The organism is Nocardia sp. NBC_01329 (assembly GCF_035956715.1).
GTDB lineage: Bacteria > Actinomycetota > Actinomycetes > Mycobacteriales > Mycobacteriaceae > Nocardia.
Map to the genome: position 1 here is coordinate 2,025,060 of NZ_CP108381.1, position 25,138 is coordinate 2,050,197.

A 25,138-nucleotide genomic window follows, 5' to 3' on the forward strand; every position below is an offset into this window, starting at 1 on the left:
CACTCCCGGCGCCCTCCACCTTCACGGCAGTTCAGGAAGGAAGATTGCCATGGATCTGGAACTGACCGGCAGAACAGCGGTTGTCACCGGAGCGAGCCGCGGGATCGGATTGGCCATCGCCGAGGCGCTGACCGCCGAAGGTGTGCAGGTCGTCGGGGGCGCACGGACCATTACCCCCGAACTCGAAAAGGCCAGCGTCGCCGCGATCTCGGCCGATCTGAGCACCCCGGAGGGAGCGACGCGGCTGATCGACGGTGCACTCGCCGAGCTCGGCGGTATCGATATTCTGGTCAACAATGTGGGTGCCGGTGATGCGGATCTACTGGGGTTGGGTGGTTTTCTCGACGTCACCGATGATCAGTGGCGGAAGCTGTTCGACCTCAATCTCTTCAGCGCTGTCTGGGCGACCCGGGCGGCCCTGCCGAGTCTGCTGCAACGGCGTGGATCGATCGTGAACATCTCCTCGATCTTCGCCCGCACCCCGACCCCCGGCCCGATAGGCTACAGCGAGGCCAAGGCCGCTCTGTCCGCACTCGGCAAACGGCTCAGCGACGAGTTCGGCCCGCGCGGGGTGCGGGTCAACACCGTATCGCCAGGGGTCGTGGGTAGCCCGCTGTGGCTCGGGCCGGATAGCTTCGGGACCAACGTTGCCGCAGCACAAGGTATTTCGCATGAGGAACTGGTCGCCGGCCTCGGCGATATTTTCAATGTCGCCTCCGGTCGGATCTCCGAGCCGGAAGAGGTGGCGGCACTGATCACCTTCCTCGTTTCCGATAAATCCGCCAATATCGTGGGCGCGGATCTCGTCATCGACGGCGGCACTATCAAGACCGTCTGACGTCTCGACGAGCCGGGCGCGATCGGAACACGGCGAGTTGGTCATGGGGCCGCGAGCGCCCGCGACGTGGGCGTTTCGCGGCCGGTGTAGTCGGCCACCGGTCCCTCGAAAAGCACTGTGCCGCCGTGCCTGCCCGGACCCGGGCCGAGGTCGATCAGCCAGTCCGCGTGCCGGATCACCTCCAGGTTGTGCTCGATGACGAGGACCGTGTGACCGTCGTCCACCAGTGCGTCGAGCACCCGCAGCAGCGTATCGATATCGGCCGGATGCAGTCCGGTGGTCGGCTCGTCCAGTAGATACACGGCGGGTTCGGGCGATTCCCGTAGTTCTTTGGCGATCTTGAGGCGCTGGCATTCACCGCCGGACAGCCCGCTCAGCGATTCACCCAGTCGCAGATACCCGAGCCCGACTTCGTCGAGCCGGCCCAGCGCTCGGGTGATCGCCGGTTCGGCCAGTCGCTGCAGGGCCTGGCTTACGGTGAGCTCGTCGACATCGGCGATGGACAGACCGTCCACTGTGTGGGCGAGCGCTTCGGGGGTGAACCGCCGACCGCGGCAACTGTCGCAGACCATTTCCCGGCCGTCCATGAACGCGAGGTCGGTGTAGAGGACGCCCAGCCCGCCGCAATCCGCACAGCCTCCTTCGGAGTTGGCGCTGAACAGCGCCACGGGCGCCCGGGTGTGCCGGGCGAAGAGCTTGCGGATCGCGGGAGCGATACCGGTATAGGTGATCGGGGTGGAACGGCGATTGGCGCTCACCGGTTTCTGATCGACCACTATCGCCTTGTGCTCGGCGGCGAATTCGGCTGCCAAGCTGGACTTTCCGGATCCGGCCACGCCGGTGAGCACAGTCAGGACCCCGGCGGGGATATCCACGCAGACTCCGCGCAGATTATTGCGGCGCGCATCGGCCACGGCGAGTTTTCCGGTGGCGGGGCGCGTGTCCGGCTCGGCCGGGCGCTGCCGCGCCAACGCGCGAGCTGTCGGCGTATCCGCCGCGCGAAGCTCGGTGAACGTTCCCTGGAACACCAGGCGCCCACCCGCCGCGCCCGCACCGGGGCCGAGCTCCACGATCTGATCGGCGCAGGCCATCACGGCCGGATCGTGTTCGACGACCAGCACGCTGTTCCCACTGTCGCGTAATCGGGCGAGCAGCCGGATCATCGACTCGACATCGGTGGGATGCAGGCCGACGGTCGGCTCGTCGACCACGTAGGTCATTTCGACGAGGCTGGAACCCAGGTGTCTCACCGTTTTGATCCGCTGGGATTCGCCCCCGGACAGTGTCGTCGTGGCCCGGCCGAGCGTGAGGTAGCCGAGTCCGATGGTGGTCATCGCCTCCAGCCGGGCGCGCAAGGCTTCGACCACCGGGGCAATTCGGGGCACGTCGACGGTCGCGACGAGGGCGGCGAGTTCGGTGACCTCCATCCGGGACATCTCGCCGATCGTGTGGCCCAGTACGGTGACGGCGCGCGATTGCTTGTTCAGCCGGTCACCGTCGCATTCGGCGCAGCGTTCGGAGCGGGTGAACCGGCGGATCGTCTCCTGTTTACGTTCGGACAGGTTATCGGATGTGTGCAGGTGAATCCGCTCGAATCGCTCTACGATGCCCTCGTAGTCCTCGGGCGGACGGCGGCCGAGTTGTGCTGCCGCGGCGCCGCCGTGCAGTAGTGCCTCCCGTTCGAGCCCACTCCATTCCCGTACTGGCGTATCGGCATCGAAGACGCCGATACCCGCGTACTGCTCGTACCAGTACCCACCATGGCCGAACCCCGGCAGCAGCACCGCGCCGCCGGCCAAACTCTTGTCCAGGTCGAGGAACAATTCGGTGGCGCTCACCACGACGTCACCCAGCCCTGAGCAAGCCGGGCACATCCCCGCCGGTTCGTTGAAGGAGAAATGGTTGGATTCCCCGACCTGCGGCTCACCGATCCGGGAGTACAGCAGGCGCAGATAGGTCCAGGTGTCGGTGATGGTGCCGACCGTCGAGCGGGCATTGCCGCCGATGCGGCGCTGGTCGATCACCACCACCGGGGAGATCCCGTCGATATGGTCGACCTCCGGTCGCGCCCACTTCGGCAATCGGTTGCGCACGAACGGCGGATAGGTCTCGTTGAGCTGGAAGCCCGCCTCCGCCGCCACGGTATCGAATACCAGCGATGACTTGCCGGATCCGGACCGCCCGGCGAAAACGACCAGCCGGTGGCGGGGGATGTCGAGGTCCAGACCATCCAGGTTGTGCGTCCGCGCGCCGCGGATCGTGATGCTGCTCGTGTCCATGAACCCGACGCTAGGGGTAGATGTGGCCGTTTTCTGACCGCGATCGAGGGAAGAATAGTCCTGTGGCGGATGTGACCGAACGAATGCTGGCGCTGCTGTCGACCCTGCAGACCGGTCGGGCCTACTCCGGCGACGAGCTGGCGCGCCGGCTCGGCAGCAGTCCACGTACTCTGCGCCGGGACGTCGAACGTCTACGCGGATATGGCTATCCGGTGGAAACCCGCCCCGGTCCCGGCGGCTACTACCGCCTGCGGGCCGGGCGCACACTCCCGCCATTGCATCTGGACGATGACGAAGCGATCGCGACCCTGCTCGGCCTGGCCGCCCTCGGCGCCACCGGTCCCGCCGCCGCGGGCGGGCTGGACGATGCCGCGACCCGCGCCTACGGCAAAATCGACCAGTTCCTGCCTGCCCGGCTCCGGCCGCGGGCGGCGGCAATTCGCGCCAGCCTGGACACACGCCGCAGCGCCGCGCCCGCAGTGGCACCCGAACACCTCGCCACCCTCGCCGCCGCCATCGCGGACCGGGAGACCGTGGTCTTCGCCTACACCGATGCCCGCGGCCGGGCGAGCACGCGACGGGTTCACCCCTATCGGCAGATCCATCAGCATCTGCGCTGGTACCTGCTCGCTTGGGATACCGGCCGCGCCGACTGGCGCGTCTTCCGCGCGGACCGTGTCACCGAGTTGCTGCGTACCGGCGCGCACTACGAACCGCGGCCTCTACCCGCCGATTCGGCGGTCGGATTTCTACAGCGCGGTCTCGACATCGGCAAACAGCGCGTCGATGTACTCGTGGCGGCGCCGCTGGAGCGGGTCGTGGACGCCCTGGCCTATCAACACGCCGAGCTGACCGCCTACGACGCCGAACACACTGCTGTCACCGTTCGGTTGGACACCTGGCAGTGGCTGGTCGGCGCACTGGCGTTCCTCGACACCGATTTCACCATCTCGGCACCCGCTGACTTCCTGGCGGGATACGAAACCTTCGCGAAACGTGTGCTCGCCGCGGTGGCAGCCCGGTCGGCGTCCTGCCCGCCTACGCACTCGCATTCGCCTTGACCGTGGTGTTATTCCTGGGGTGCACCGGCGCGGGATGGCTGGTGGTTCCGGGCCGGTAGCCGAGTCGGAATCAGTCCCGAGTACGCCGTTTTCGTTCGGCGGCCGTCGTGGGAGTGCGATGATCTCGAGCGGCCGGTTCGTCACGATGACGGCCGCCGGTCGTCACGGCATACGGGAACGAGAACGCAGTGGGCGGAACAGATCGGTTGTTCGGCATTCTCCGGCCGAACCTGCCGGTGGTCGATTTCGACGAATGGAGCAGGGGCACCCGGGCGGAGAAGATCCGTCCGATGGCGCGGCACTGGGCCGAGGTAGGGTTCGGCACCCCGGCCCTCTTGCATCTCTGCTACGTCGGCAAGATCGGGCTCTACATCCTCGGTGGGTGGTTGTTCGCTCTGACCACCGCGGGTATCGACGGATTCACCTCGGTCGGTACGTGGTGGTCGGAGCCGATCGTGTTCCAGAAGGTCGTCCTCTTCACCATGCTGTTCGAGGTGGTCGGACTCGGCTGCGGATTCGGGCCGCTGAACAACCGGTTCTTCCCGCCCATGGGATCGATCCTGTACTGGTTGCGGCCCGGCACGATTCGCCTGCCGCCGTGGCCGGGCCGGGTGCCCGGGACCCGGGGCGATCGCCGCACCCTGTTCGAGGTGGTGTTGTACGCGGCGCTGCTGCTCCTGCTGCTGGTGGCGCTCGTCTCGAACGGAACCGGGCCGGATACCGTGCTCGATACCTCCGTCGGTGTCCTGCCCGTCTGGCAGATCGCGGCGATACTCGGCGTGCTGGCGGTGCTGGGGCTCCGTGACAAGACGATTTTCCTGGCGGCGCGCGGCGAGGTGTACGCGGCACTCGCGGTCACCTTCCTCTTCGGCGGTGCGGAGTCGATCGTCGGTGCCAAGATCGTTTTCGTCGTCATCTGGGTCGGTGCGGCGGTATCGAAACTGAACAAACATTTCCCGTTCGTGGTGTCGACCATGATGTCGAACAGCCCGGTGGTGCGGCCGCGGGCACTCAAACGGCTGTTCTTCGAACGTTTCCCCGACGATCTGCGGCCGGGACGACTGTCGCGGTGGTTCGCGCACGGGGGTACCGCGGTGGAGATGTGCGCGCCGCTGGTCCTGTTCTTCTCCCACGGCGGCTGGCCGACAGCGCTCGCCGCCGCCGCGCTGATCTGCTTTCATCTGGTGATCCTCACGGCGATCCCGATGGGGGTGCCGCTCGAGTGGAACGTTTTCATGATTTTCGGGGTACTGACACTGTTCGTCGCCCACGCCGATATCGGTATCTCCGCGGTGGACAACCCGGTGCCCGTGGTGCTGCTCCTGCTCGTTCTCGCGGGAGTGGTCGCACTCGGAAACCTGTTCCCGCGCACAGTGTCGTTCCTGCCGGGGATGCGGTACTACGCCGGTAACTGGGACACCACGCTGTGGTGTATCCGGCCGTCGGCCGACGCGAAGATCCGCGAGGGCATCGTCGCCGTCGCCACCATGCCGGCCGCGCAGTTGCAGCGGTTCTACGGAAGCCCGGAGGCCGCGCAGATTCCGCTGTTCCTCGGCTACGCCTTCCGCGCCTTCAACACCCACGGCAAAGCGCTGTTCACACTGGCGCATCGAGCCATGGCCGATCAGGACGAAGCGGACTACGTCCTCACCGACGGTGAGCGGATCTGCTCCACGGCCCTGGGCTGGAACTTCGGCGACGGTCACCTGCACGGCGAACAACTGATCGCCGCCCTGCATCAGCGCTGCGGCTTCGAGCCGGGTGAGGTCCGGGTGGTGCTACTGGACGCGCAGCCGATCCATCGGCAGACCCAGCGCTATCGGCTCGTGGATGCCGCGACGGGTGAGTTCGAGAGCGGATCGGTGCGGGTCGCCGATATGGTCGTCCGGCAGCCCTGGGACGACGATGTGCCGGTGTTCCCGGAGAGGTGAGTCGGAAGGAGTCCTCATGCCGCCTGTGCTCGGGCGAGCTCGTGATCACGCCGAGGAGCTCGCCGCTGTCGCGGACCGCACCGGAATCCGGGTAGCGGTCGCGGAGTCGCTGACGTCCGGGCAGCTCGCGGCGGCGTTGGGCGCGGCGAACAACTCGGGTGAGTGGTTCCGTGGTGCGGTGGTGGCCTACAGCCGCGCGGTGAAACATCATGTGCTCGGTGTTCCCGAAGGCCCGGTGGTCTCGGAGGCGTCGGCGGGCGCGATGGCCGAGGGGGTCCGCACTCTGTTCGAGGCCACCTTGGCTGTCGGGGTGACCGGTGCGGGTGGTCCGGATCCGCAGGACGGGCGGGAGCCGGGGTCGGTGTGGTTCGCGGTCGCCGCCGGCGGCGGAGTCACCACGGAATTCCGGATGTTCGAGGGTGACCCGGCCGAAATCCTGGACCAGGCGGTCGAGCACGCGGTGCGACTGTTGCTCGATACGGCGCGGGAATTGGAGGGTCGGCCGGGCCCGCCCGCATGAGCGCTGTCCCCACTCGGCCCGAAGAAGCTGGGTAGGGGCACTATCGTGACGACGATCGAGATCGCAATGCCGGGTGGCGCTGCGGAAGCGCACGTGGCAAGAGCAGTTCAGCGGCTCGTCACGAACACCAGACCCTGCCCGGTCTCGGCCGGCGTGCTCGCCTCGAGATCATCTCGGCACCGGACTGGCGGGCAACCGAACTGCCGGGATGTGAGCGGTGGCGGTGCAACACGAGAACCGCGGTCTTCCACCCCTGCCGCGGTCGCGGTCGATACAGTCGAACCGGTGCGCACCGATCGGAAACCCGTCGTCCTCCTGACCGCCCTCGGTCTGACGCTGGCCGGTTGCTCCTCCGGGCCGCCCGAGCCGGATACCGTCGCCGACCACTTCGCCGAAGCCCTGAACAGCGATGATGTCGCCGCCGCCGCCGCGCTCACCGACGATCCGGGGCGCGCCGGCGACACCCTCGGCACGCTCTACGACGGATTGGGCAAAGAAGCGACCTTCGAGGTCGCCGGTGTGCGCGACGATACCTTCACCCTCGAGGTGACCTGGAAGTTCGGCGCCGAGGGAAACAAGGAGTGGAAGTACACCACCACCGGCACCGCCGGGGAGACCGACGGCGGCTGGAGGGTGCACTGGGATCCGGCCACTGTCGCGCCGGGCCTCGACACCGGGCCACTGAGTTACGCACCGGTCTATCCGAAACCCGCCCGGGTGCTCGATACGGCGGGCGGAGAACTCATGACCGAGCAGGTCGTGACGCTGGTGCAATTGGCGCCGGGCGCCGACACCGTCGCCGCGGCGAGTCTGCTCGCCCCGTTCGCGCCCGGGATCACCGCTGCCTCGTTGGATGCCGAACTGGCCGCCACACCGGGCAATCCGGTGACGGCGATCAGTTTGCGCGAGGCCGACGTCGCGCCGATCCGTGCCGCGCTGACCGCGACACGCGGGGTGACCCTGGCCCCGCAGACACGACTGCTGACCACCGACAAAGCGATGTCCGCGCCCACCCTGTCCGGATTGAGTGAGCTGTGGCAGCAGCAGGCCGACGAGGCCGCGGGCTGGGCGGTGCGCGCGCAGACAGGCGACGGCACGCTACGGGTAGCAGGCGAGGATCCGCAGCTCACCGCCGATATCCGGTCCACTGTCGATGTCGGCTTGCAGCGCGCCGCGGAAACCGCTCTGGATCCGATCGGCACGCCCGCGGCGATCGTCGCCATACGGCCGTCCACCGGTGAGATCCTCGCGGTCGGGCAGAACGCCGCGGCGGATTCCGCCGGGCCGATCGCGCTGACCGGTCTGTATCCACCGGGTTCGACATTCAAGACGGTCACCACCGCGGCCGTGCTGGACGCGGGGCGCGCCACGCCGGGCACGGTGCTGCCCTGCCCGGGCGTCGCCGATATCGAGGGCCGGCGCATTCCCAACGACGACAGTTTCGATCTGGGGCAGGTGCCGCTGCACACCGCCTTCGCCCGCTCCTGCAACACCACCATGGCCGGGCTCGCCGTGGAGTTGCCGCCGGAAGCATTGAAGAACACCGCGGAACGGCTCGGTCTGGGTGTGGACTACCTGACCCCCGGCCTGACCACCGTGACGGGGAGCGTTCCGGTGGCGCAGACCCCGGCGGAGCGGGTGGAGGCCAGTATCGGTCAGGGACGGGTGACGGCCTCGCCGTTCGGGATGGCGCTGGTCGCCGCGTCCGTCGCGCACGGATCCACGCCGGCTCCCGTGATGGTGGCCGGTTCCCCGGGCAAGCCCGATCGGACGCCGCCGCCGTTACCCGCCGCGGTCACCGCGGACCTGAAGACCATGATGCGGGAAACCATCACGGCGGGAACCGCCACTCAGCTCGCCGACGTTCCGGGTCTGCTGGGTAAGACCGGTACCGCCGAATACGGCGACAACAGTAATGCGCACGGCTGGTTCATCGGGATCCAGGATGATCTCGCGTTCGCGGTGTTCGTCGCCGACGCGGGCAGTTCCGGGCCCGCCGTCGACGCGGCCGGACGAATGTTGCGGGCGCCGCGCTGACTCGAAAGCCCTGACTCGAAAGCCCTGACTCGAAAGCCCTGACTCGAAAGCGCTGACCCGAACGTGCCCGGTGGGCAGCGATCGGTATTCCGCGAACCGTCGGCCGGTATCGGCGGCCCGCTATCCGGTGTTCGCCGAGCGCAGCCGGCGCACGCCCTCGTCCAGCGTCTGGCGCCGTTTACAGAAGGTGAACCGGACGAGTTGCCGCCAGGAGTCCGGGTCATCGGTGAAAACGCTCACCGGGACCGCCGCGACACCGAGGCGCCCGGGCAGTTCCCGGCAGAACCGCATCCCGTCCTGCTCGCCCAGCGGCCGGATATCGGCGCATACGAAATAGCTCCCCGCACTCGGATGTACGCGGAAGCCGGTATCGGTGAGCGCGGCGGACAAGCGCAACCGTTGTTCGGACAGGGTGTTGCGGAGCCCGGCCACCCAATCGAGTTCATGGGTCAGCGCATGCGCCACCGCGGGTTGGAACGGTCCGCCACCGACGAAGGTGAGGAACTGTTTCGCGGCGAGCACGGCGTCGATCAGGGGAGCCGCGCCGCAGATCCAGCCGATCTTCCAGCCGGTGACACTGAACGTCTTCGCGGCACTGGACACCACCAGGGTCCGTTCGGCCATCCCGGGGAACGTGGCCATACTCAGGTGTTCGGCGCCGTCGTAGACGAGATGTTCGTACACCTCGTCGGTCAGCACCAGCAGATCGTGTTCGCACGCGATCTCGGCAATCGCCGCCAGATCGGCGCGATCGAGAACTGTCCCGGTGGGGTTGTGCGGTGAATTCAGGATCAGCATGCGGGTGGCCGGAGTGATCGCGGCGCGCAGACTGTCGTGGTCGAGAACGAAGCGATCGCCGTCGGCGACCAACCGCGCGGTGCGCCGTCGCGCCCCGGCCAGCGCGACAGCCGCGGGATAGGAATCGTAGTAGGGCTCGATCAGTACCACTTCCGCGCCCGGTTCCACCAACCCGAGCACCGCCGCGCTGACCGCCTCGGTAGCCCCGACCGTCACCAGCACCTCGGTATCCGGGTCGTAGCCGGTGCCGTAGCGGCGGGCGCGGTCCGCGGCGATCGCGGCGCGCAGCACCGGCATACCGCGGCCCGGCGGGTACTGGTTGAGGCCGTCGGCGATCGCGGCGCGGGCCACCTCCAGCATGCCCGCGGGTCCGTCGCTGTCCGGAAAGCCCTGCCCCAGGTTGACGGCCTCGTGCCGGACCGCGAGTTCGGTCATCTCGGCGAAGATCGTGGCGGCGAAGGGACGCAGCCGGTCGACGGTGGGGGATCGGGAAGACATGAGTCGAGCCTAGACGGCCCACGCACTCGCCCCGCGGTTCCCGTTGCGGCTGCGTGCGGTGGTGCCGGACGCTCGGACCCGCCGGAACTCCGTTCTCTCTACGTCGCGTCTCTCTACGTCGCGATCAGTTCGGCGATCGGGCTGATCTCCCGGAGTACCGGGCCCAAGCGTAGGTGTGCAGATAGTTCGAATCGACCAGGGTGCCGTCGATATCGAACAGCACCGCGCCGGCGGGATCACGTTCCGGCACGACGGGCTATCCCTTCGCGCCGCGCGGAATCCCGGTGGACCACAGGGCCCACAGGATCAGCACCGGCTGGAACAGCAGCCGTACGAAGCGTTTCCGGTCGGTATCGAGCCGGAAGGCTGTGCGGTGCCCCTGCCACTGGGCGATATTGCCGGGGAACACCGCGGCGAAGAACAGCGCGGCGATCCGGCCCATTCGGACGCGGTCGCGGGTGAACACGGCCAGGCCCGCGCCGAGCATGATCTCGACCCCGCCGGAGGCCATCACCACACCGTCCTTGTCCATCGGTACCCAATCGGGCACTTGGGCCTGGAACTCCTCCCGGGCCCAGAAAAGGTGGCTGAGACCGGCGAAGACCAGCGCCGCCGACAACAGATAGCGGGCGGTCCGGCGAGCCGGTGTGGTGGGCACACTCTGCGATCCGCGACTGGCCATCCCCGGAGCCTACCTGTGGGGCCCGGGCGGGCGGTGTCGCCGACGACCGTGTCCCGGCCCGAACGCGAAGATCGCGAAAGATGCTGCGAACGGGCCGTTCCGGGGAGGCGCCGTACCTGCCGGAGGGCGGATCGTCTCCGGGTTCGTGATGACATCGCGAACACTCGTGCATCCGTTGCGCGCCTTGTTCGCTGCCCCGATCTGCGCCGGGTTCTTCCTGACCCGCAACGGCGTCGTCCTGCTGATCGGTGTCGCACAGCTCGGCGCGCTGCCTGACCGGGTTCGGCCGGGCGGGCCTGACGATGGTCGGTGGGCTCGGACGCGGACATCACCGGCCCTCGCGGCGTACGCTTTGAGCACCGGGCCGTTCTCGACCAGCGGGTTTCCGTCGGCCGATCCGGCGCACACCCGGTTCGGCTGCGCGCCCGCTGTGGTCGGTCACATTCGGAATCGGCGTGTCGCGGTGAGATCGTGACACGTCCGGGATCCTTCCGTGCCCGGCAGATATTCATGCTACTTTCCGTCACATATAATTCGGTCGGGGTGTGGAGGTTCTGTGCGGGACGGGGCGTACAAGGTGCTCGGCCGGTCGGCGGCGCCGGCCGGCGAAGGTGGCGGCGCCGCGCTGGATCAGGTCGCGATCATGACCGGGTCTGCCGGGGTGATCGCGCTGATACTGCTGTGGGTCGGTTACCTGCACCGGACCCGCCGGATCACCTGGCTGCAACGGATCGCCGACCGGCTCGGCCGGGTGTTCAACCGGCCCGGCTGGGTGGCGCTGCCGCTGGCGATGTTCCTCGCCACGATCCTGACCGCTCTACTCGGATTCATCTGGGACGTCAGCCTGCACATCGGCAACGGCCGCGACGAGGGTCCACTGGCCAATCCGGCCCACTACTTCATCCTCGCCGGCCTGTTTTTCCTGTTCACCGCCGGTATGGCCGCGATAGTGCTGCCGTTGGACGAGAAACCCGGTCGTGCGGCGGTGCGGATCACCCGTACCTGGTACGCGCCGGTCGGGGGGATCCTGGTGGCCGGTGCCGGGCTCTACGCCCTGATCGGCTTTCCGCTCGACGATGTCTGGCACCGGATCTTCGGCCAGGACGTCACGCTCTGGGGGCCGACCCATCTGATGCTGATCGGCGGGGCCGGGTTCTCGCTGATCGGTGTGCTTCTGCTCGAATTCGAGGGGCTGCGCAACCGGCCGAGCCCGGAACGCCCGGAGACTCGGCGAATGTGGCTGCTGCGCGCCTGCGCGTTCGGCGGACTGCTCATCGGGCTGTCGGTGTTCCAGGTCGAATACGACTTCGGAGTCGAGCAGTTCCGGCTGGTGCTGCAGCCGATGTTGATCGTCACCGCGGCCACGATCGCCCTCGTCGCCGCACGGTTGACCCTCGGTGCGGGCAGCACCCTGGTCGTGGTCGGGTTCGCGGCGGCGGTACGCGCCGTCGTCGCTGTGCTGGTCGGCGGTCCGATCATCGACGCGCCGCGCAATGTGTTCCCGCTGTATCTCGGCGTGGCCGTCGTGGTGGAGCTGCTGGCCCTGTTGCCGCTGGTCCGGCGCCGGATCTTGTGGGGCGCGATATGCGGTCTGGCGGCGGCCACGATCGGACTCTGGCTCGAATCGCTGTGGATCGCCGTGATGTTCGTGGATCCGTGGCCGTCGTCGATGTGGCCGGAACTGCTGGCCATGTCCATTCCGACCGGTATCGCCGGCGGTGTCGTCGGAGCGATGCTGGCCGTCGTCCTGCGCGGAGAGCCGCTGCCGCGGCCCGCGATACGCCGGACACTGGTTGCCGTCTCGGTAGCGGTGGTGGCCGCGGCAACCGCGAACGGCCTGATGATCGATGTCCCGGCGGGCGCGCGAGCCGCAGTAGAACTGCGCGACGCTCCCGAACAGGGCGGACGGATGGTGTACGCGGATATCCGGCTCACCCCGGCGGATCTGGTCGGCACCGATCCCGAGTGGATCCAGATCCTGGCCTGGCAGGGCGGAGTCGGCAGCGAGAGCCCGGGACGGGGACTCGTGGTCGACCGACTCCGGCGCGCGGGCGAAGGGCACTACGTCTCGACGAAACCTGTTCCGGTGCACGGAAGCTGGAAAACTCTGCTGCGGATCCAGGACGGGCGGACGCTGACCGCGTTACCGATTTTCATGGCCGCCGATCCCGGTATCGGCGCCGCCGAGGTCCCCGCCCTCGACTCGTTCACCCGGCCCTTCGTCGCCGAGATCACGGTGCTGCAGCGGGAGCGGTCCTTCGATCATCCGGCATGGTTGTTCGCCGCAGCCTCGCTGTTCGTGCTGGCGTGCAGTCTCGTCCTGATCGCCGCGCTGTCGTGGGGCGCCGCGCGGATCAACGATCGTTACCTGGACGAATCCCGCACCGGGCAGGAGGAACAGGCGCCCGTGCCATGACCGATCGATACGACGGCGCGGACCTGCTCGCCGACCATTCGATCTTGCTGGCGGTTCCCGCTTTTCTCCCGGCGTTCCTCATCGCCGGTGTGGTCGTGGTCATCGCCGTGCGCGACCGGAAGGGCGGGGACGAGCAGGACCCACCGCACGATCCGGATACCGGCCCCGATTCCGCATCCGACAAGGAGGACTGATGCCGTCCGTCTCCCGCTTGTGCATTTCCGTGCTCGCCCTGGCGGTACTGGTGGCCGGTTGCGCGAGCAGTGAACCGGAACGATCCGGCGCCAGTGCGTCGTGGACCGCCGAATCCGTGATCGTTCCCGTGCGTATCGCCGATGGTGCGGTGACACCCGCCGACGCCCGGTTCGAGGCGCGGGTGGGCCAACCGATCGAGATCGTCGTCGACAGCGACACCGACGACGAACTGCATGTACACGCCGAACCCGACCACACCTTCGCCGTCACCCCCGGAACCGGCGAGCGATTCAGGTTCACCGTCGAGGTACCGGGCCGCGTCGAGATCGAACTGCACCATGCCGGGCATACCGTCGCCACCCTGCTGGTTCGCGAATGATACCGCTCGCACACGGCCTCGGCGGCGCGGCGGACCTACCGATTCCGTCGACCTACGCCCTGATCGGCGCAGCCTGGGCGCTGACCTTCTCGTTCGCGGTGATCGCCCTCGCCTGGCGGCAACCACGACTGGATCCGGACGCACCCGGTGTGGCGCTGCCCGCAGGACTCCGGTCGATCGCCGACGCACCCGTATCACGTGCGGTGATCGCGGCCGTGAGCACGGTGGCATTCGGCACGTTACTGGCGATCGGAGTGGCCGGCGTCCCCGATCCGGCCCGCAATCCGGTGCCGGGTGTCGTCTATGTCTTCCTGTGGGTCGGGGTGCCGGTCGCGTCACTGGTCGCCGGGCCGGTGTGGAAAGTGCTGTCCCCGGCACGGGCGGTACACCGTGCGCTCTGCGCGGCCGCGCGGCGTCCTCCTGGGGTCGGCCTGCTGCGGTATCCCGAATCGTGGGGGAGATGGCCGGCGGCATTCGGCCTGTTCACCTTCGTCTGGCTGGAACTGGCCGCGCCGGACCCCGGTTCGGTAACAGCGGTGACCTTCTGGCTCATCGGGTATCTGGTCGTCACGGTGGCCGGGCTGGTCGTCTTCGGTACCACCTGGGCCGAACTGGCGGATCCCCTGGAGGTGTACAGCAGTCTGCTCGGCAGGTTGAGCCCGCTCGGCCGGGGCGCCGAGGGCGCGTTCGTACTGCGGTCGCCACTGGCGAATCTCGCCGGAACCGCCGTCGGGGCCGGTTCGGTGGCGGTAGCGGCTGCGCTGCTGGGTTCCACGGCGTTCGACAGTTTCTCGTTGTTCCCGTGGTGGCGGGGCCTGGTATCGGACGCGGACGCCGCAGGACTTTCGCCGACGCTGGTGTCGACCCTCGGGCTGCTGGTGTTCATCGGCTTCGTGGCGGTGAGTTTCCGGTTCGCGGCGGCCGCCACGGGTGGTCTCGCACCTGCCGAACGCAGGAAGATGCCCGCGCGGCTGTCCTATACCTTGACTCCCATCGTCGCCGGATACGTGATCGCCCACTATCTGACCTTTCTGGTCGAGAAGGGGCAGGCGACGGTGATCCTGTTCGCGGATCCCTTCGGGGCCGGCCGGAATCTGCTGGGCCTGGCCGATCGCGACGTCGCCTATGTTCTCTCCGCGCACCCGGCACTGCTCGGCACGATCAAGGTGCTCGCGGTGGTCACCGGCCATATCCTGGCTGTCGCCGCCGCACACGATCGGTGCCTGCGGCTGCTTCCCCCCGCGCATCGGCTCACCGGCCAGCTGTCGCTCATGCTCCTCATGGTCGGGTTCACCTTCACTGGACTCTATCTACTCTTCGACGCCTAGATGATTGATTCCAAGGGGAGGGGTGGTGCGTGATCTGGGTCCCCAGCAGGTTCTCCGTGATCCTTGGAATACTGGTCGGGTGTCCCCCTTCGACGGCGGAAAGCCAGTTCTCATCATCGATGGCTCGCGCTTCGATGATTACGACGGGTTCGCTCGGGAGTTCTCGGCGCTGCTCGACGACTGGACGTGGAACAAGAACCTCGATGCGTTCAACGACATCCTCTGGGGCGGATTCGGAACTCCGGAGGACGGCTTCGTTCTTCGCTGGCTGCATTCGGGCAGGTCACGTGAAGCGTTGGGGTGGGCCGAGACGATCAAGTACCTGGAACATATTCTGGCACGCTGCCACCCGACGAACCGCGAACATTGCAGGGCCGAAATCGAGGCTGCTCGCCGTCAGGAAGGGCAGACACTCTTTGACCGCGTAGTAGAGATCATCCAAAGCCATGCTGTCGGAGGGGGCGGATCGGAAAACGGAATCGAACTCGAACTGACCTGAGTTCGGGCCTCGATCACGAGGTCACTGGATGCGTCAGGCCGACATAGCTTGGGCGGCAAGGCCATAGTGGGAGCGAGGGTGTTCAAGATCGTTTTGTGACGAACGAAATCAACACCCTCGCGACTGCACTCTATGTCAAGATCGATGACTTGTTGAAGGCTGCTCCCGACCTGGCGCCGTGGCGTCCGGAAATCGGTTTCACACCCCGGCTCAGCGACGCGGAACTGGTGACGTTGTCGGTGATGCAGGCCCTGCTCGGGTTCACCTCCGAGGCCCGCTGGTTACGGCATGCCCGCACCCATCTCACCCATCTGTTCCGCTACCTACCCAAACAGCCCGGCTATAACAAGCGGCTCCGCGCGGCGGCCTCCCTCATCACCCATGTACTCAGGGCGTTGTCGATAGACACGACGTTGTGGACCGACGACGTGTGGGTCATCGATTCCACCCCGGTCGAGTGCGGCAGGTCGAAGGAGACGGTTCGCCGTTCGGATCTGGCTGGATGGGCCGAATACGGTTACTGCGCATCACATTCCCGCTATTTCTGGGGCCTACGCCTGCACCTGGTCGCCACCCTGGGTGGACTACCAGTCGGGTTCGCGTTGACCGGCGCGAAGGCCGACGAGCGCGACACCCTAATCGCCATCTTCACCGCCGACCCGCGCCTCGTCGCCGACCGGCCAGGACAGACTCTGATCGCGGACAAGAACTACTTCGGCGCCGGGTTCGAGGCCCGCCTCGCGGAGGCGGGCCTACCACTGTTGCGGCCGACCCGCAAAGGCGAGGCCACCAGATCCGGCGCCCGGCTGTTCAAGCCGCTGCGACAAACTGTCGAATCGATCAACCAAACCTTGAAAGGACAGCTCGACCTCGAACGACACGGCGGCCGGACCCCAGCCGGGGTCACCGTCCGGATCCTGCAACGACTCCTCGCCCTCACCGCCGCGATCTGGCACAACGACAAAACCGGCACACCCATCCACCGATCCCTGACCGCCTACGATCACTGACCCTGGAATTACTCATCTAGTCGGAATCAGTCTCCTCGTCGCGGAAACCGACGCGCACAAGAGAACCGCCAACCCCGCCGAGACGGGCTCTGGCGCCGAGACGTTCGGTCTTTACTGGATCATGACCATCGCATCGACTCTGACGATCGCGCCGCCCGCCGGCGTGCTCGCCTGGGCGCTGGCCTCCGGCCAGATCGGACTCGTCTGGGTCGCGGTGCCCGTCGGCTTGCTGACGGGGTGGATGCTGGCCTGGGGGCTTGGACAGGTCGCCATCAGGCAACTCGAACAGCGCGGGCCCGAAAGGCTCCAGAGGATGCGGACCGGGCCGAACCGACCGCAAGCCGCGCCATCGGTTTTGAGCCCATAGTTGTCTGAGACCAACAGAAACGCGCATCCTGCCATCGAATCAGCTGCATAAAACTCGGCTCTGGCTCAGTATGTTCGCACTCCCAGCATCAGTTCCAGTTCGCCGTCCGAGATGCCGATCCAGCGCTTCTCGTTCAGGAGTGGCGTGACGTACTTGGGAACGAGCAATCGGCGGCGAGTGTTGCGAACTCGAGCGGCGGCCCCGGGCGCCACGCAGTAGCCGATCCCGCGAAGACTCAAGAGAAGACCGTCCTCGCGCATGAGCCGTAGAGCGTGACTCATGGTCGTCTTGCTAACGGAGTGCTCGCATGAGAGCACCGCGATCGATGGCAACCTGTCCCCCTCTGCCCATCTTTCGGCCAGAAGCGCATCGCCCATGTGTTCGACGATGGAGGAGCGCATCGGCGCCGCATCGCCAGAGAATCTTCCTCTTTGACGTTCGAGCACCGTGTGGTGTGGGCGAGGCGAAAGATTCACGGTCGTGACTGAGGGTCGCTCAGTGTTTCCAGGAGAACGTCCGTCAAGACGGCAGGGGCCTCTGCCGTGGTGTCGTGGTCAGGGTTGTACTCCACAACCACCAGCGCCGCGCCGCGCGGGTCGGACGCGAACACGCGCAGGGCGAGCGCAAGTGAGTCAAGGCTGAGGCCACGCCCATACAGCGGAACGTCCGCTGCCGGGAGGCGGAGGAATTCGAGAACGTCCACGTCGATGTGGACGATGAACCGCCGCCCGCCGAGACTCTCGATCGCATCAGCCGCCGTTCGTTCAGGATCGGCGGTCACCTCCGGCGCGGGGATACGGATTGCTGGGACGCGAACTTGGCGCCAGATCCTCGCTTCCAGCTCAGGCACCGCTCGCGGGTCGACCAGGGATGGACGAACGAACCGGTCGGCTCTCCACTGCTGGAGCACGTCGGCAGCTCGAGTGCGGTCAGCACGTGTGTCTGCGACGTCCAGCAGCAATGATCTGACCTCGCTCGGGCCCAGGCCGGTCTCGATTGCACGACGAGCAGAGTCCGAGATGGAGCTCCATGCTCGCCTCGACGGCGCCCCTTGTGCCGTCAACAGGCTTGGTCGTTTCCGGGTCGGGGATATAGTTCTGGGCCGTCACGCGCTACAAGCTATTATTGCGTTACGACCGGAGGTTATTGAGGGCGATCATTTCTCAGTCCCGAGGAGGGAAGCTGCTGTGTCCGATTTGCGGTTCGTCACTGTGCTGAGCGGGATTCCGGTGAGCGACATTGGTACGTCGATCGCGTGGTACCAAGGTTTCTTCGACCGGGTTCCCGACATCCGTCCTCTCGAGGATGTGGCTGAGTGGACGCTCAACGCGGGAGCGACGCTGCAGCTCGTGGAGCGCGCCTCCACGGCCGGGTCGGGAATCACGCGATTAGAAGTAGAGAACGTCAACGATGCCGTCGTCCTACTTGCTCAGAGGGGGTTCACACCGACCTCCCGGGGGGAGTATTCGGGGGTGATTCGATTCGCGGACTTCAGTGATCCCGACGGAAACGACATGTCGATCGTGGAAGCACTGTTCGATGTGCCCCGCTTTCGAGCAGAAGACCAGGCGAATGGCTCGTGACGGCAACCGCACATTCGATCGGCCCCGTCCTCAGCACGAGAGAACAGTCTCTCATCTGATGAGCCGGTCGTCTGCACAGAAGGCAGATCCATGACGGCCGAGAACGAGCCCGCTCCGCTGAGGTATCAGCGTCTTCGAGGGAAAGCGCTCGGACTGCTCGTGGTTCTCTGCGGAGCGGCCTTTCTCGAAGGTGTGGATATCGCGATGTCATGTTCAATGTCGCTCTGCTGGCTATCCGGGCTGACCTCGGGCTCTCCACTACGCAGTTGGAGTGGGTGATCAGCGGTTACGTTGTCGGATACGGCGGCTTCATGCTGCTCGGCGGGAGAGCCGCGGACTCCTTCGGCCGTCGTCGAGTCTTTCTGATCGGCCTTGTAGTCTTCGCGATCTTCTCCGGGCTTAGCGTGGTCGGAGTTGCCGTCGCATTAGCCGGCTGGCGCCAGACCATCATGAAGCTGACCTGGACGCGCCCCCTCGACGACTCAGCTTTGTGCAACGGTGCGCCGATTCGCCCGGTATGCGCGAGTGCGGCTGCGGTTCTGGCATGTAAGCGAGCAATACTGGCGGCGTCCGGCTGGCGATTGGTCAACGTACACGTCCACACACGCGTCGCCCTCGCAGGTGCCGAGCCGGCTGGCATCCGGTTCGTGGCGAAGATGGTCCACGAGAGACAACACGGCACCGGCCAGCAGCGCGCGGTCAGGACGTGCGGTGTGCCATACCTCGTGCACAGCCCACGCTTCGGAGGACAGCGCGGGCGACATCTCGGCTTCGAGTATGAGCTGGTTGAGATGCTCGGCGCACTGCCTACCTGTGGTTGCGGCGAAGATCGGATGGATGAGGTTGGCTGTCTCGACAAGGGTGCGCTCGTCGAAGGGCGGAAAATGCGCCCAGAACTCGGGGCTTTCCGCACGGAGGCTTTCGGCCGTCGGGTAGGGTTTTGTGCCTTCGTGCGCTTCGATCCGGGGAGCGTCGCCCCACTCGTTGACTATATGCACAAGGAGCGGGATGGGCAGAGGGTGAACCTCCGCGGTCTTCCGCGCTCCCATCGAAATCTGCCTCCTGTCACAGGTACTTAGAGTGTAACGCGTTACAACGGAGGAACGCGAGGACGAAGAGGTCACGTTGCCGTTGCTGCGTCATCGAGTCCGCCGAGCCTTCGTACCGGAGAGGAGAGAATCCACCCGGTGGCGAGGGTGGTTCCGAATCCTCCGACGACGATGGCAATTGCTGGTCCCCATGTGGTTGCGACGAATCCCGCGGCGATGGCGCCGATGGCGATCATGCCCCAGCTGAGGAACCGGTAAGCGGCGTTCACCCTCCCACGGAGCTCTGCGGGAGTCGCGAGCTGGCGCACGGTGACCGCCTGGGCTCCCGCGAGACCGATGCCGAATCCGCTCAGGGTGAGCGTGACACCGGCCACCGCGAGGGTGGCGACCGACGGGGCCGCTGCGGTGAAGGTCAGGGCGAGCGGGGCGGTGTTTCCTACGAGCAGGGCGGCGGTGAGGGATCGCCCGTATCCGAATCGGCGGGTCGCTCTGGAGCCGACATGCCGACCCGCAGTCACCGACGACTGTGGTCTGGCCAATCACCCGTAGGTCAAGACCGCTCACCGTTCCGCGCTTAGCGCTGGATCGGGCGGATCTGCTTCTCGACCCCCTGGACCGAACAATCGCCTATTGACAAGGCGGAGTGTGACGGGCACCCTATGCAAAAGCGTTTTAGCAATCAGTTTGGATCCCCGGAATATGGCCGACCAAACAGGTGACCTCGTCGCACCCACTGGGCTTTCTGAGGGCTTTCTGAGAGGCGCTTTGTTCACTCAAAGGAGAGTCTCGATGTCTCAACTCATCGATGTACCGTCAGTCGAAGCCAATCGGGCGGCGCTCGCGAACCTAGCCGGTGCCGACCCGGTTCTAGTCGATGTGGCCCCGGCAATCGAGGTAGTACCCGGTATGCATCGCAATCTAGTACTGGCCTCAGGACCTTCCATGCCATGGTCCGAGTACTGCGGTGGACAACGCACCGCGATTCTAGGAGCGGTTGTCTATGAAGGTCTCGCTGCCGACCTTGCCGCCGCCGCAGACCTTCTCGCCTCTGGATCGGTCGAGGTGGCCGGCTGTCAAGATTACGGTTGTGTCGGGTCCCTTGCCGGGGTGACCAGCGCCTCGATGCCGATGGTGGTGGTCGAGGACCGTGCCACCCCTGGTAAGCGTGCATTCTGCACATTGTTCGAAGGCGAAGCGTCGGCTCGGTTGAATTACGGGGTCTGGTCGGATGAGGTGGACACCAATCTGCGCTTCCTGGCCGAGGTCATCGGGCCGTCTCTTGGACGGATTGTCCGCGCCTCGAACGGCATCCGACTGCTGCCGATCATGCAGCGCGCACTCAGGCAAGGAGATGAACTGCACAGTAGGAACGCAGCAGCTTCTCTGCTTTTTCTCCGGGAAATCGCTTCCTCGCTACATTACGCTGGCGCGTCGGTGAACGAACTCTTAGCTTATTTGACGGCAGGTGACTACTTTTTCTTGCGTCCGGCTATGGCGGCTGCGAAGGTTATGTCGACTCGCCTCGCCGGTTACAGTGGATCATCCATAGTGACGGCCATGGGATTCTCGTGCAGACAATTCGGTATTCAAGTTTCCGGGCTAGGTGATCACTGGTTCACGGGACCCCTTCCGTGGTTGCAGGAATACAAGATTCAATTCGGTCATCAGATCGAGGACGCCGAGTTCATGGGCGGGGAAAGCATAATTACCGAGGTCTGCGGACTGGGGGCGTTCGCACAAGTGTCAGCGTTCTCGCTCCAGGACTATCAAGGTGGCGTCGAGGGGATGATCCAGAACAACCAGCAGATGTATCGGATCACTCATGGCGAAAGTGCCCTGTTCAAGCTGCCATTTCTGGGGTTCCGTGGAAGTCCGACGGGTATCGATGTGCACGCGGTGACCGACACGAGCATCGCGCCGGTCATGGATATCGGGATCGCGGGACGACATGGGGGACAGATCGGCGCAGGCCTCGCCCGCGCCCCTCTGCAGCCTTTTATCGCAGCAAGCACGGTTCTCCGTAAATAGCTGAAATCAGCGGGAAGATAGGAAAGTAAAAAATGGACACAATCCAGGGGATCTCATCCGATCACAGTGAACTCGCCGCAGAGTTGAGTCGGAAAGGGGTTCAGTATGCGGTCGGTTCATGGATCGACGTACTCGGGCGCCCCAAGTCGAAAGTCGTACCCATCGGTCACCTGCCGAACTTGGTCGCGGGATCGGAGCGATACACCCCTCGCGGCATGGGTGGAATCGGCCGGATGAATCCCATCGAAGATGAGGTGGTCGGAATTGCAGACCTGTCCACCCTCAAGATCCTGCCGTGGGATCGCCGGTTTGCTTTCATGCTCGCTGACATGTCGCTCGGAGGGCGGGAACCCTTCGCTTTGTGTCCACGATCGATCCTCAAACGGCAGATCGGGAACGCCGCGGACATGGGGTTTCGTTGTCAGCTCGGAATCGAGCCCGAATTCTATGTGTTCCGGCCCGAGTCGCTCGAATCCGGAAGCACGAGGCTGGCCCCCATCGCTCTGAGTGGAGAGATCAAGCCATCGCCCGCCTACGATGTCGAGGCATCACTGGATGCAATGCCCTTCCTTCACCGCGTAACCAAATACATGACGGAACTCGATTTCGGGCTGTTCAGTTTCGACGCCGAAGGTGGGGAGGGGCAGTACGAGTTCGACTTCGACCACGCCGAGGTCCTCGCATCCTCTGACCGGATGACGCTTTTTCGGCTTCTGGTGAGGCAGGCTGCGAAGGAGAGTGGTCTGGTGGCCACCTTCATGCCCAAACCATTCGCTGACGTCTGGGGATCCGGAGCGCACTTCAACATGAGCCTGGAACAGTACGACACCGGCGAGAATGTCTTCAAGACCGGAACTGGTAACGATGGCTGGCGCAAAGAAGCATTGCATTTCGCCGGAGGAATCCTGAAACACGCCAGAGCTCTGGCTGCCCTTTCCAACCCGACCACCAACTCATATCGACGTCTCGTGCCCAAACTGGCGGATGGAAATTACTCATGGGCGCCCACGAAGATCAGTTACGGTCACAATAACCGGTCGTGCATGCTGCGCCTCCCGGCAAATCGGCCCGCTATCGAAAACCGATCCGTCGACTCCGCGGCCAATACTCACCTGACGGCCGCTTATATGCTCGCCGCTGGCCTGGAGGGAATCCGTGAGGGAATCGATCCGGGCGAGGCGAAAGACAGCCTGTCGTACACCAACAGTGAAATCGATGTACTTCCCCGCACTCTTCTCGACGCAGTGGAGGCATTCGAACGGGACCCTCTGACCCACGAGGTATTTCACGAAGCATTCATTCGAGACTACAGCGAAATGAAGCGCGACGAGTGGGAAGCAAGCCACGCCGAGGTCACGGACTTCGAGCGCACGACCTACCTGCTGAACCTGTGAGCGTCATCGGTATCACTATCGGCCCGACCGAACGTCCCGAGATCGTGGCCAACTATGTGAACGCAGTGCAGCGAGCCGGAGGGACACCCGTCCTCATTCCGACCAGCCTCTCGGATGTCTATCACATCGAAAACGCGCTGGGTGGAGTCGACTCACTGGTGCTCTCCGGTGGTGGCGATATCCATCCGTCCCTTTATGGAGAGAAAACCCGTACCACCCTCGACTCCATAGACCGGCTCCGGGACAGCATGGAAATGATCGCTGTCGAAATAATGACCCGCAGCGAACGCCGAATCCTGGGAATCTGCCGGGGCGCGCAAATGCTCGCAGTGGCGACGGGCGGAACGTTGGTGCAGGACTTACCATCGGAAGGATTCATGAACCACTTCGATGAAAACCACGATCGCGGTTATGCCACACGACAGCACCCCGTCAAAGCCGAACCGGGCACGCAGGCGGAACGCATCCTGTCCGGACTGGAGCTGGTCAATTCCCACCACCACCAGGCCATCCGAGACCCGGGGACCACGCTATCACCCACTGCGTGGGCCGAGGACGGCGTCATCGAGGCCGTCGAGGCTCCCGGCCTTCTCGGGTTGCAATGGCATCCGGAGGCATCCGTGGATCTGGACGAACGTCATCTGGAACCGTTCCGATGGCTCACCCGATAGCTCATGACGAAAGGACCCCGCGATGAAGCGTCAATCCGCATCGGGGCAGCAGCCAGAAGTAGTAGTTCCATTACCGGTGCCCGCCGGGCGGCGGGCACGATTCGGTGAAGTAGAGAAGTACGGCACGGAATACATTCCCCAGGAAGAGCGCCACTCATCACCGAGTAACCTCAGCACCATCCTGTTCGGTGGATCACTGACCTTCGGTCTGATCATCATCGGCTGGTTTCCGATCAGCTTCGGGTTGAGCTGGTGGCAAGCGGCGAGTGCAGTCGTCGTCGGCTCTGCTTTCGGAGCTGCGTTATTGGCGCCCACCGGGCTGCTGGGCCCCAGGACCGGCACCAACAACCCCGTCTCCAGCGGCGCGTTCTTCGGGGTCGGTGGCAGGCTCATCGGCTCAGTGCTCGAAGCAACGGCATCTGTAACCTTTGCTGCACTGAGCATCTGGACGGGCGGAGACGCGCTTGCGGGAGCGCTGACCCGGTTCCTCGGGCTCGAGAATACCGTACCGATACGGTTGATGGCATACGGTGTATTGGCTATCGTTGTCACCACCATCTCGGTTTTTGGGCACTTCAGCATGGTCATATGCCAGAAGATCATGATTCCGACCGCAGGCACCTGCTTGATCGTCGGGCTTTTCGTCTATGGCGGAGATTTCGACCTCGGCTATCCGGGTACGGGAAACTATGAACTGGGATCAGCCCCGGCAGCATGGTTGCTGTCGGCCTTGTTATGCGCCTCGACCGTAGCATCGTACGGACCGTACACCGGCGACTGGACGCGTCATATTTCCCCCAGGGAGCACGGTGACAGATCGCTGCTGCGGGCAATATTTATCGGCGGCTTATTCGGCCTCGGTGGTCCATTCATGTGGGGAGTCTTCAGTTCCGTCGCACTGTTCTCTGCCGAGGCGCCCGGTGCAGACACTTCGTATGTTACAGCCTTGACCAACGCGACACCGATCTGGTTCGTGCCGGCTTTGATCTACATCGGCTTGGCCTCGGGTACCGCCCAGGCTGTGATCAACACGTACGGCACAGGCTTGGACACTTCGGCTATCATCCCGCGGCTCAATCGTGTGCAAGCAACGCTGCTAGCGTGCTCCATCGCAACCGCGCTTGTCTATGTCGGCCATTTCTATGCCGCACTCGCCGACGGTGTAGTGGTGTTTCTCGCGTTGCTGGCGTGCACGTCTACGCCCTGGATCATCATCCTGACGATCGGCCACTTCCGCCGCCGCGGTTACTACAACACGGATGATCTCCAGGTCTTCAACCGTCGGCAGAAAGGCGGCGTCTACTGGTTCACCGGCGGCCTGAACTACGTGACGACCACCGTATGGCTGGTTTCCGTGGCAGCCGGCTTGTTCTTCTCGAACAACCAATGGTTCTCCGCCCCGGGATCACACCTCCTGGGCGGGATGGACATCGGGTTCCTCGTAGCAGGTGGCGTCGCCGCCGTCCTCTACCCGCTCGCCCTGCGGACATTCCCGGAACCGGCCGACGTCCGCGGTCCGCGCACCTCGGTCGCCGCAGAGCGTTCGGACTGAACCACCGCCCCGGCCGAGGTGGC

General features: G+C 65.3%; 24 protein-coding genes and 2 pseudogenes. 18 read left to right on the forward strand and 8 right to left on the reverse strand.

Annotated features, from left to right (window positions below; all coding sequences use genetic code 11):
- Positions 1 to 49: 49 nt before the first annotated feature.
- Positions 50 to 838: an oxidoreductase gene (locus OG405_RS09485; RefSeq protein WP_327151247.1), complete on the forward strand. Its 789-nt coding sequence runs from the start codon at positions 50 to 52 to the stop codon at positions 836 to 838.
- A 41-nt stretch (positions 839 to 879) separates the two neighbouring features.
- Here the strand turns inward: OG405_RS09485 and OG405_RS09490 are convergent, their stop codons facing one another.
- The gene (locus tag OG405_RS09490) at positions 880 to 3,117 is read right to left on the reverse strand and encodes an ATP-binding cassette domain-containing protein (protein WP_327151248.1); all 2,238 of its coding nucleotides are present in this window, start codon (positions 3,115 to 3,117) and stop codon (positions 880 to 882) included.
- Between the two features lie 62 nt (positions 3,118 to 3,179).
- On the opposite strand from OG405_RS09490, the gene OG405_RS09495 reads away from it, so the two are divergent.
- The 4 genes from OG405_RS09495 to OG405_RS09510 all read left to right on the forward strand — a co-directional run bounded on the left by OG405_RS09495 (position 3,180) and on the right by OG405_RS09510 (position 8,666).
- Positions 3,180 to 4,178, forward strand: a complete 999-nt coding sequence (locus tag OG405_RS09495) for a helix-turn-helix transcriptional regulator (RefSeq protein WP_327151249.1) — start codon at positions 3,180 to 3,182, stop codon at positions 4,176 to 4,178.
- Positions 4,179 to 4,366: 188 nt separating this feature from the next.
- Entirely contained in the window at positions 4,367 to 6,109 is a 1,743-nt protein-coding gene (locus OG405_RS09500) for a DUF3556 domain-containing protein (RefSeq protein ID WP_327151250.1), read from the forward strand.
- Positions 6,110 to 6,125: 16 nt separating this feature from the next.
- Positions 6,126 to 6,629 carry a CinA family protein gene (locus OG405_RS09505; protein ID WP_327151251.1) on the forward strand — a complete coding sequence of 168 codons (504 nt, stop codon included), beginning with the start codon at positions 6,126 to 6,128 and terminating at the stop codon, positions 6,627 to 6,629.
- 285 nt (positions 6,630 to 6,914) lie between these two features.
- On the forward strand, positions 6,915 to 8,666 hold the full coding sequence (locus OG405_RS09510; RefSeq protein WP_442790686.1) for a penicillin-binding transpeptidase domain-containing protein: 1,752 nt from the start codon (positions 6,915 to 6,917) through the stop codon (positions 8,664 to 8,666).
- A gap of 120 nt (positions 8,667 to 8,786) precedes the next feature.
- Here the strand turns inward: OG405_RS09510 and OG405_RS09515 are convergent, their stop codons facing one another.
- From OG405_RS09515 to OG405_RS09525, 3 genes and pseudogenes are all read right to left on the reverse strand, one after another.
- Complete coding sequence (locus OG405_RS09515; RefSeq protein ID WP_327151252.1) at positions 8,787 to 9,962, reverse strand: pyridoxal phosphate-dependent aminotransferase; 1,176 nt, start codon at positions 9,960 to 9,962, stop codon at positions 8,787 to 8,789.
- A gap of 157 nt (positions 9,963 to 10,119) precedes the next feature.
- A pseudogene (locus OG405_RS09520) lies at positions 10,120 to 10,212 on the reverse strand (HAD family hydrolase); the annotation flags it as partial.
- Between the two features lie 6 nt (positions 10,213 to 10,218).
- A complete protein-coding gene (locus OG405_RS09525; RefSeq protein WP_327151253.1) occupies positions 10,219 to 10,644 on the reverse strand; it encodes a DoxX family protein in 426 nt (141 codons plus the stop codon).
- A 643-nt stretch (positions 10,645 to 11,287) separates the two neighbouring features.
- On the opposite strand from OG405_RS09525, the gene OG405_RS09530 reads away from it, so the two are divergent.
- The 7 genes from OG405_RS09530 to OG405_RS09560 all read left to right on the forward strand — a co-directional run bounded on the left by OG405_RS09530 (position 11,288) and on the right by OG405_RS09560 (position 16,838).
- The gene (locus OG405_RS09530; RefSeq protein WP_327152288.1) at positions 11,288 to 13,060 is read left to right on the forward strand and encodes a hypothetical protein; all 1,773 of its coding nucleotides are present in this window, start codon (positions 11,288 to 11,290) and stop codon (positions 13,058 to 13,060) included.
- Complete coding sequence (locus tag OG405_RS09535; protein WP_327151254.1) at positions 13,057 to 13,254, forward strand: hypothetical protein; 198 nt, start codon at positions 13,057 to 13,059, stop codon at positions 13,252 to 13,254. Before OG405_RS09530 ends, OG405_RS09535 begins: the two co-directional genes overlap by 4 nt.
- The gene (locus OG405_RS09540) at positions 13,254 to 13,634 is read left to right on the forward strand and encodes a hypothetical protein (RefSeq protein WP_327151255.1); all 381 of its coding nucleotides are present in this window, start codon (positions 13,254 to 13,256) and stop codon (positions 13,632 to 13,634) included. Before OG405_RS09535 ends, OG405_RS09540 begins: the two co-directional genes overlap by 1 nt.
- Positions 13,631 to 14,962, forward strand: coding sequence for a hypothetical protein (locus tag OG405_RS09545; protein ID WP_327151256.1), 1,332 nt, complete (start codon positions 13,631 to 13,633; stop codon positions 14,960 to 14,962). Before OG405_RS09540 ends, OG405_RS09545 begins: the two co-directional genes overlap by 4 nt.
- 79 nt (positions 14,963 to 15,041) lie before the next feature.
- On the forward strand, positions 15,042 to 15,461 hold the full coding sequence (locus OG405_RS09550) for a barstar family protein (RefSeq protein ID WP_327151257.1): 420 nt from the start codon (positions 15,042 to 15,044) through the stop codon (positions 15,459 to 15,461).
- Between the two features lie 95 nt (positions 15,462 to 15,556).
- Positions 15,557 to 16,471 carry an IS982 family transposase gene (locus OG405_RS09555; RefSeq protein ID WP_327151258.1) on the forward strand — a complete coding sequence of 305 codons (915 nt, stop codon included), beginning with the start codon at positions 15,557 to 15,559 and terminating at the stop codon, positions 16,469 to 16,471.
- Positions 16,472 to 16,592: 121 nt separating this feature from the next.
- Entirely contained in the window at positions 16,593 to 16,838 is a 246-nt protein-coding gene (locus OG405_RS09560; protein WP_327151259.1) for a hypothetical protein, read from the forward strand.
- A gap of 65 nt (positions 16,839 to 16,903) precedes the next feature.
- On the opposite strand, the gene OG405_RS09565 is transcribed toward OG405_RS09560, so the two are convergent.
- Both OG405_RS09565 and OG405_RS09570 read right to left on the reverse strand, forming a co-directional pair.
- Positions 16,904 to 17,239, reverse strand: coding sequence for a GntR family transcriptional regulator (locus OG405_RS09565; protein ID WP_327151260.1), 336 nt, complete (start codon positions 17,237 to 17,239; stop codon positions 16,904 to 16,906).
- Between the two features lie 71 nt (positions 17,240 to 17,310).
- Positions 17,311 to 17,799 carry an arginase family protein gene (locus tag OG405_RS09570; RefSeq protein WP_327151261.1) on the reverse strand — a complete coding sequence of 163 codons (489 nt, stop codon included), beginning with the start codon at positions 17,797 to 17,799 and terminating at the stop codon, positions 17,311 to 17,313.
- A 226-nt stretch (positions 17,800 to 18,025) separates the two neighbouring features.
- Here OG405_RS09570 and OG405_RS09575 point away from each other — a divergent pair, with 226 nt between their 5' ends.
- Positions 18,026 to 18,421, forward strand: coding sequence for a VOC family protein (locus tag OG405_RS09575; protein ID WP_327151262.1), 396 nt, complete (start codon positions 18,026 to 18,028; stop codon positions 18,419 to 18,421).
- 90 nt (positions 18,422 to 18,511) lie between these two features.
- A pseudogene (locus tag OG405_RS09580) lies at positions 18,512 to 18,816 on the forward strand (MFS transporter); the annotation flags it as partial.
- An 87-nt stretch (positions 18,817 to 18,903) separates the two neighbouring features.
- Here the strand turns inward: OG405_RS09580 and OG405_RS29150 are convergent.
- Positions 18,904 to 19,470, reverse strand: coding sequence for a CGNR zinc finger domain-containing protein (locus OG405_RS29150; RefSeq protein ID WP_442790741.1), 567 nt, complete (start codon positions 19,468 to 19,470; stop codon positions 18,904 to 18,906).
- Between the two features lie 71 nt (positions 19,471 to 19,541).
- Entirely contained in the window at positions 19,542 to 19,988 is a 447-nt protein-coding gene (locus OG405_RS09585; RefSeq protein ID WP_327151263.1) for a hypothetical protein, read from the reverse strand.
- 271 nt (positions 19,989 to 20,259) lie between these two features.
- Between OG405_RS09585 and OG405_RS09590 the strand changes: the two genes are divergently transcribed.
- Genes OG405_RS09590 through OG405_RS09605 form a run of 4 tightly spaced genes read left to right on the forward strand, consistent with a single transcriptional unit; the run spans position 20,260 to position 25,115 of the window.
- A complete protein-coding gene (locus tag OG405_RS09590; protein ID WP_327151264.1) occupies positions 20,260 to 21,498 on the forward strand; it encodes a DUF1116 domain-containing protein in 1,239 nt (412 codons plus the stop codon).
- A gap of 32 nt (positions 21,499 to 21,530) precedes the next feature.
- Positions 21,531 to 22,892, forward strand: coding sequence for a glutamine synthetase family protein (locus tag OG405_RS09595; protein WP_327151265.1), 1,362 nt, complete (start codon positions 21,531 to 21,533; stop codon positions 22,890 to 22,892).
- Positions 22,889 to 23,563, forward strand: a complete 675-nt coding sequence (locus tag OG405_RS09600) for a gamma-glutamyl-gamma-aminobutyrate hydrolase family protein (protein WP_327151266.1) — start codon at positions 22,889 to 22,891, stop codon at positions 23,561 to 23,563. The genes OG405_RS09595 and OG405_RS09600 overlap by 4 nt, the downstream gene beginning before the upstream one ends.
- A gap of 22 nt (positions 23,564 to 23,585) precedes the next feature.
- The gene (locus tag OG405_RS09605; protein ID WP_327151267.1) at positions 23,586 to 25,115 is read left to right on the forward strand and encodes a purine-cytosine permease family protein; all 1,530 of its coding nucleotides are present in this window, start codon (positions 23,586 to 23,588) and stop codon (positions 25,113 to 25,115) included.
- Positions 25,116 to 25,138 lie beyond the last annotated feature (23 nt).

Excerpts from the sequence above, each read along its gene's own strand:
- OG405_RS09525 (WP_327151253.1), bottom strand. The coding sequence starts at position 10,644 with ATGGCCAGTCGCGGATCGCAGAGTGTGCCCACCACACCGGCTCGCCGG.
- OG405_RS09540 (WP_327151255.1), top strand. The coding sequence starts at position 13,254 with ATGCCGTCCGTCTCCCGCTTGTGCATTTCCGTGCTCGCCCTGGCGGTA.
- OG405_RS29150 (WP_442790741.1), bottom strand. The coding sequence starts at position 19,470 with ATGGGAGCGCGGAAGACCGCGGAGGTTCACCCTCTGCCCATCCCGCTC.
- OG405_RS09485 (WP_327151247.1), top strand. The coding sequence starts at position 50 with ATGGATCTGGAACTGACCGGCAGAACAGCGGTTGTCACCGGAGCGAGC.
- OG405_RS09590 (WP_327151264.1), top strand. The coding sequence starts at position 20,260 with ATGTCTCAACTCATCGATGTACCGTCAGTCGAAGCCAATCGGGCGGCG.
- OG405_RS09515 (WP_327151252.1), bottom strand. The coding sequence starts at position 9,962 with ATGTCTTCCCGATCCCCCACCGTCGACCGGCTGCGTCCCTTCGCCGCC.
- OG405_RS09560 (WP_327151259.1), top strand. The coding sequence starts at position 16,593 with ATGACCATCGCATCGACTCTGACGATCGCGCCGCCCGCCGGCGTGCTC.
- OG405_RS09505 (WP_327151251.1), top strand. The coding sequence starts at position 6,126 with ATGCCGCCTGTGCTCGGGCGAGCTCGTGATCACGCCGAGGAGCTCGCC.
- OG405_RS09530 (WP_327152288.1), top strand. The coding sequence starts at position 11,288 with ATGACCGGGTCTGCCGGGGTGATCGCGCTGATACTGCTGTGGGTCGGT.
- OG405_RS09565 (WP_327151260.1), bottom strand. The coding sequence starts at position 17,239 with ATGCGCTCCTCCATCGTCGAACACATGGGCGATGCGCTTCTGGCCGAA.
- OG405_RS09490 (WP_327151248.1), bottom strand. The coding sequence starts at position 3,117 with ATGGACACGAGCAGCATCACGATCCGCGGCGCGCGGACGCACAACCTG.
- OG405_RS09605 (WP_327151267.1), top strand. The coding sequence starts at position 23,586 with ATGAAGCGTCAATCCGCATCGGGGCAGCAGCCAGAAGTAGTAGTTCCA.
- OG405_RS09595 (WP_327151265.1), top strand. The coding sequence starts at position 21,531 with ATGGACACAATCCAGGGGATCTCATCCGATCACAGTGAACTCGCCGCA.
- OG405_RS09545 (WP_327151256.1), top strand. The coding sequence starts at position 13,631 with ATGATACCGCTCGCACACGGCCTCGGCGGCGCGGCGGACCTACCGATT.
- OG405_RS09535 (WP_327151254.1), top strand. The coding sequence starts at position 13,057 with ATGACCGATCGATACGACGGCGCGGACCTGCTCGCCGACCATTCGATC.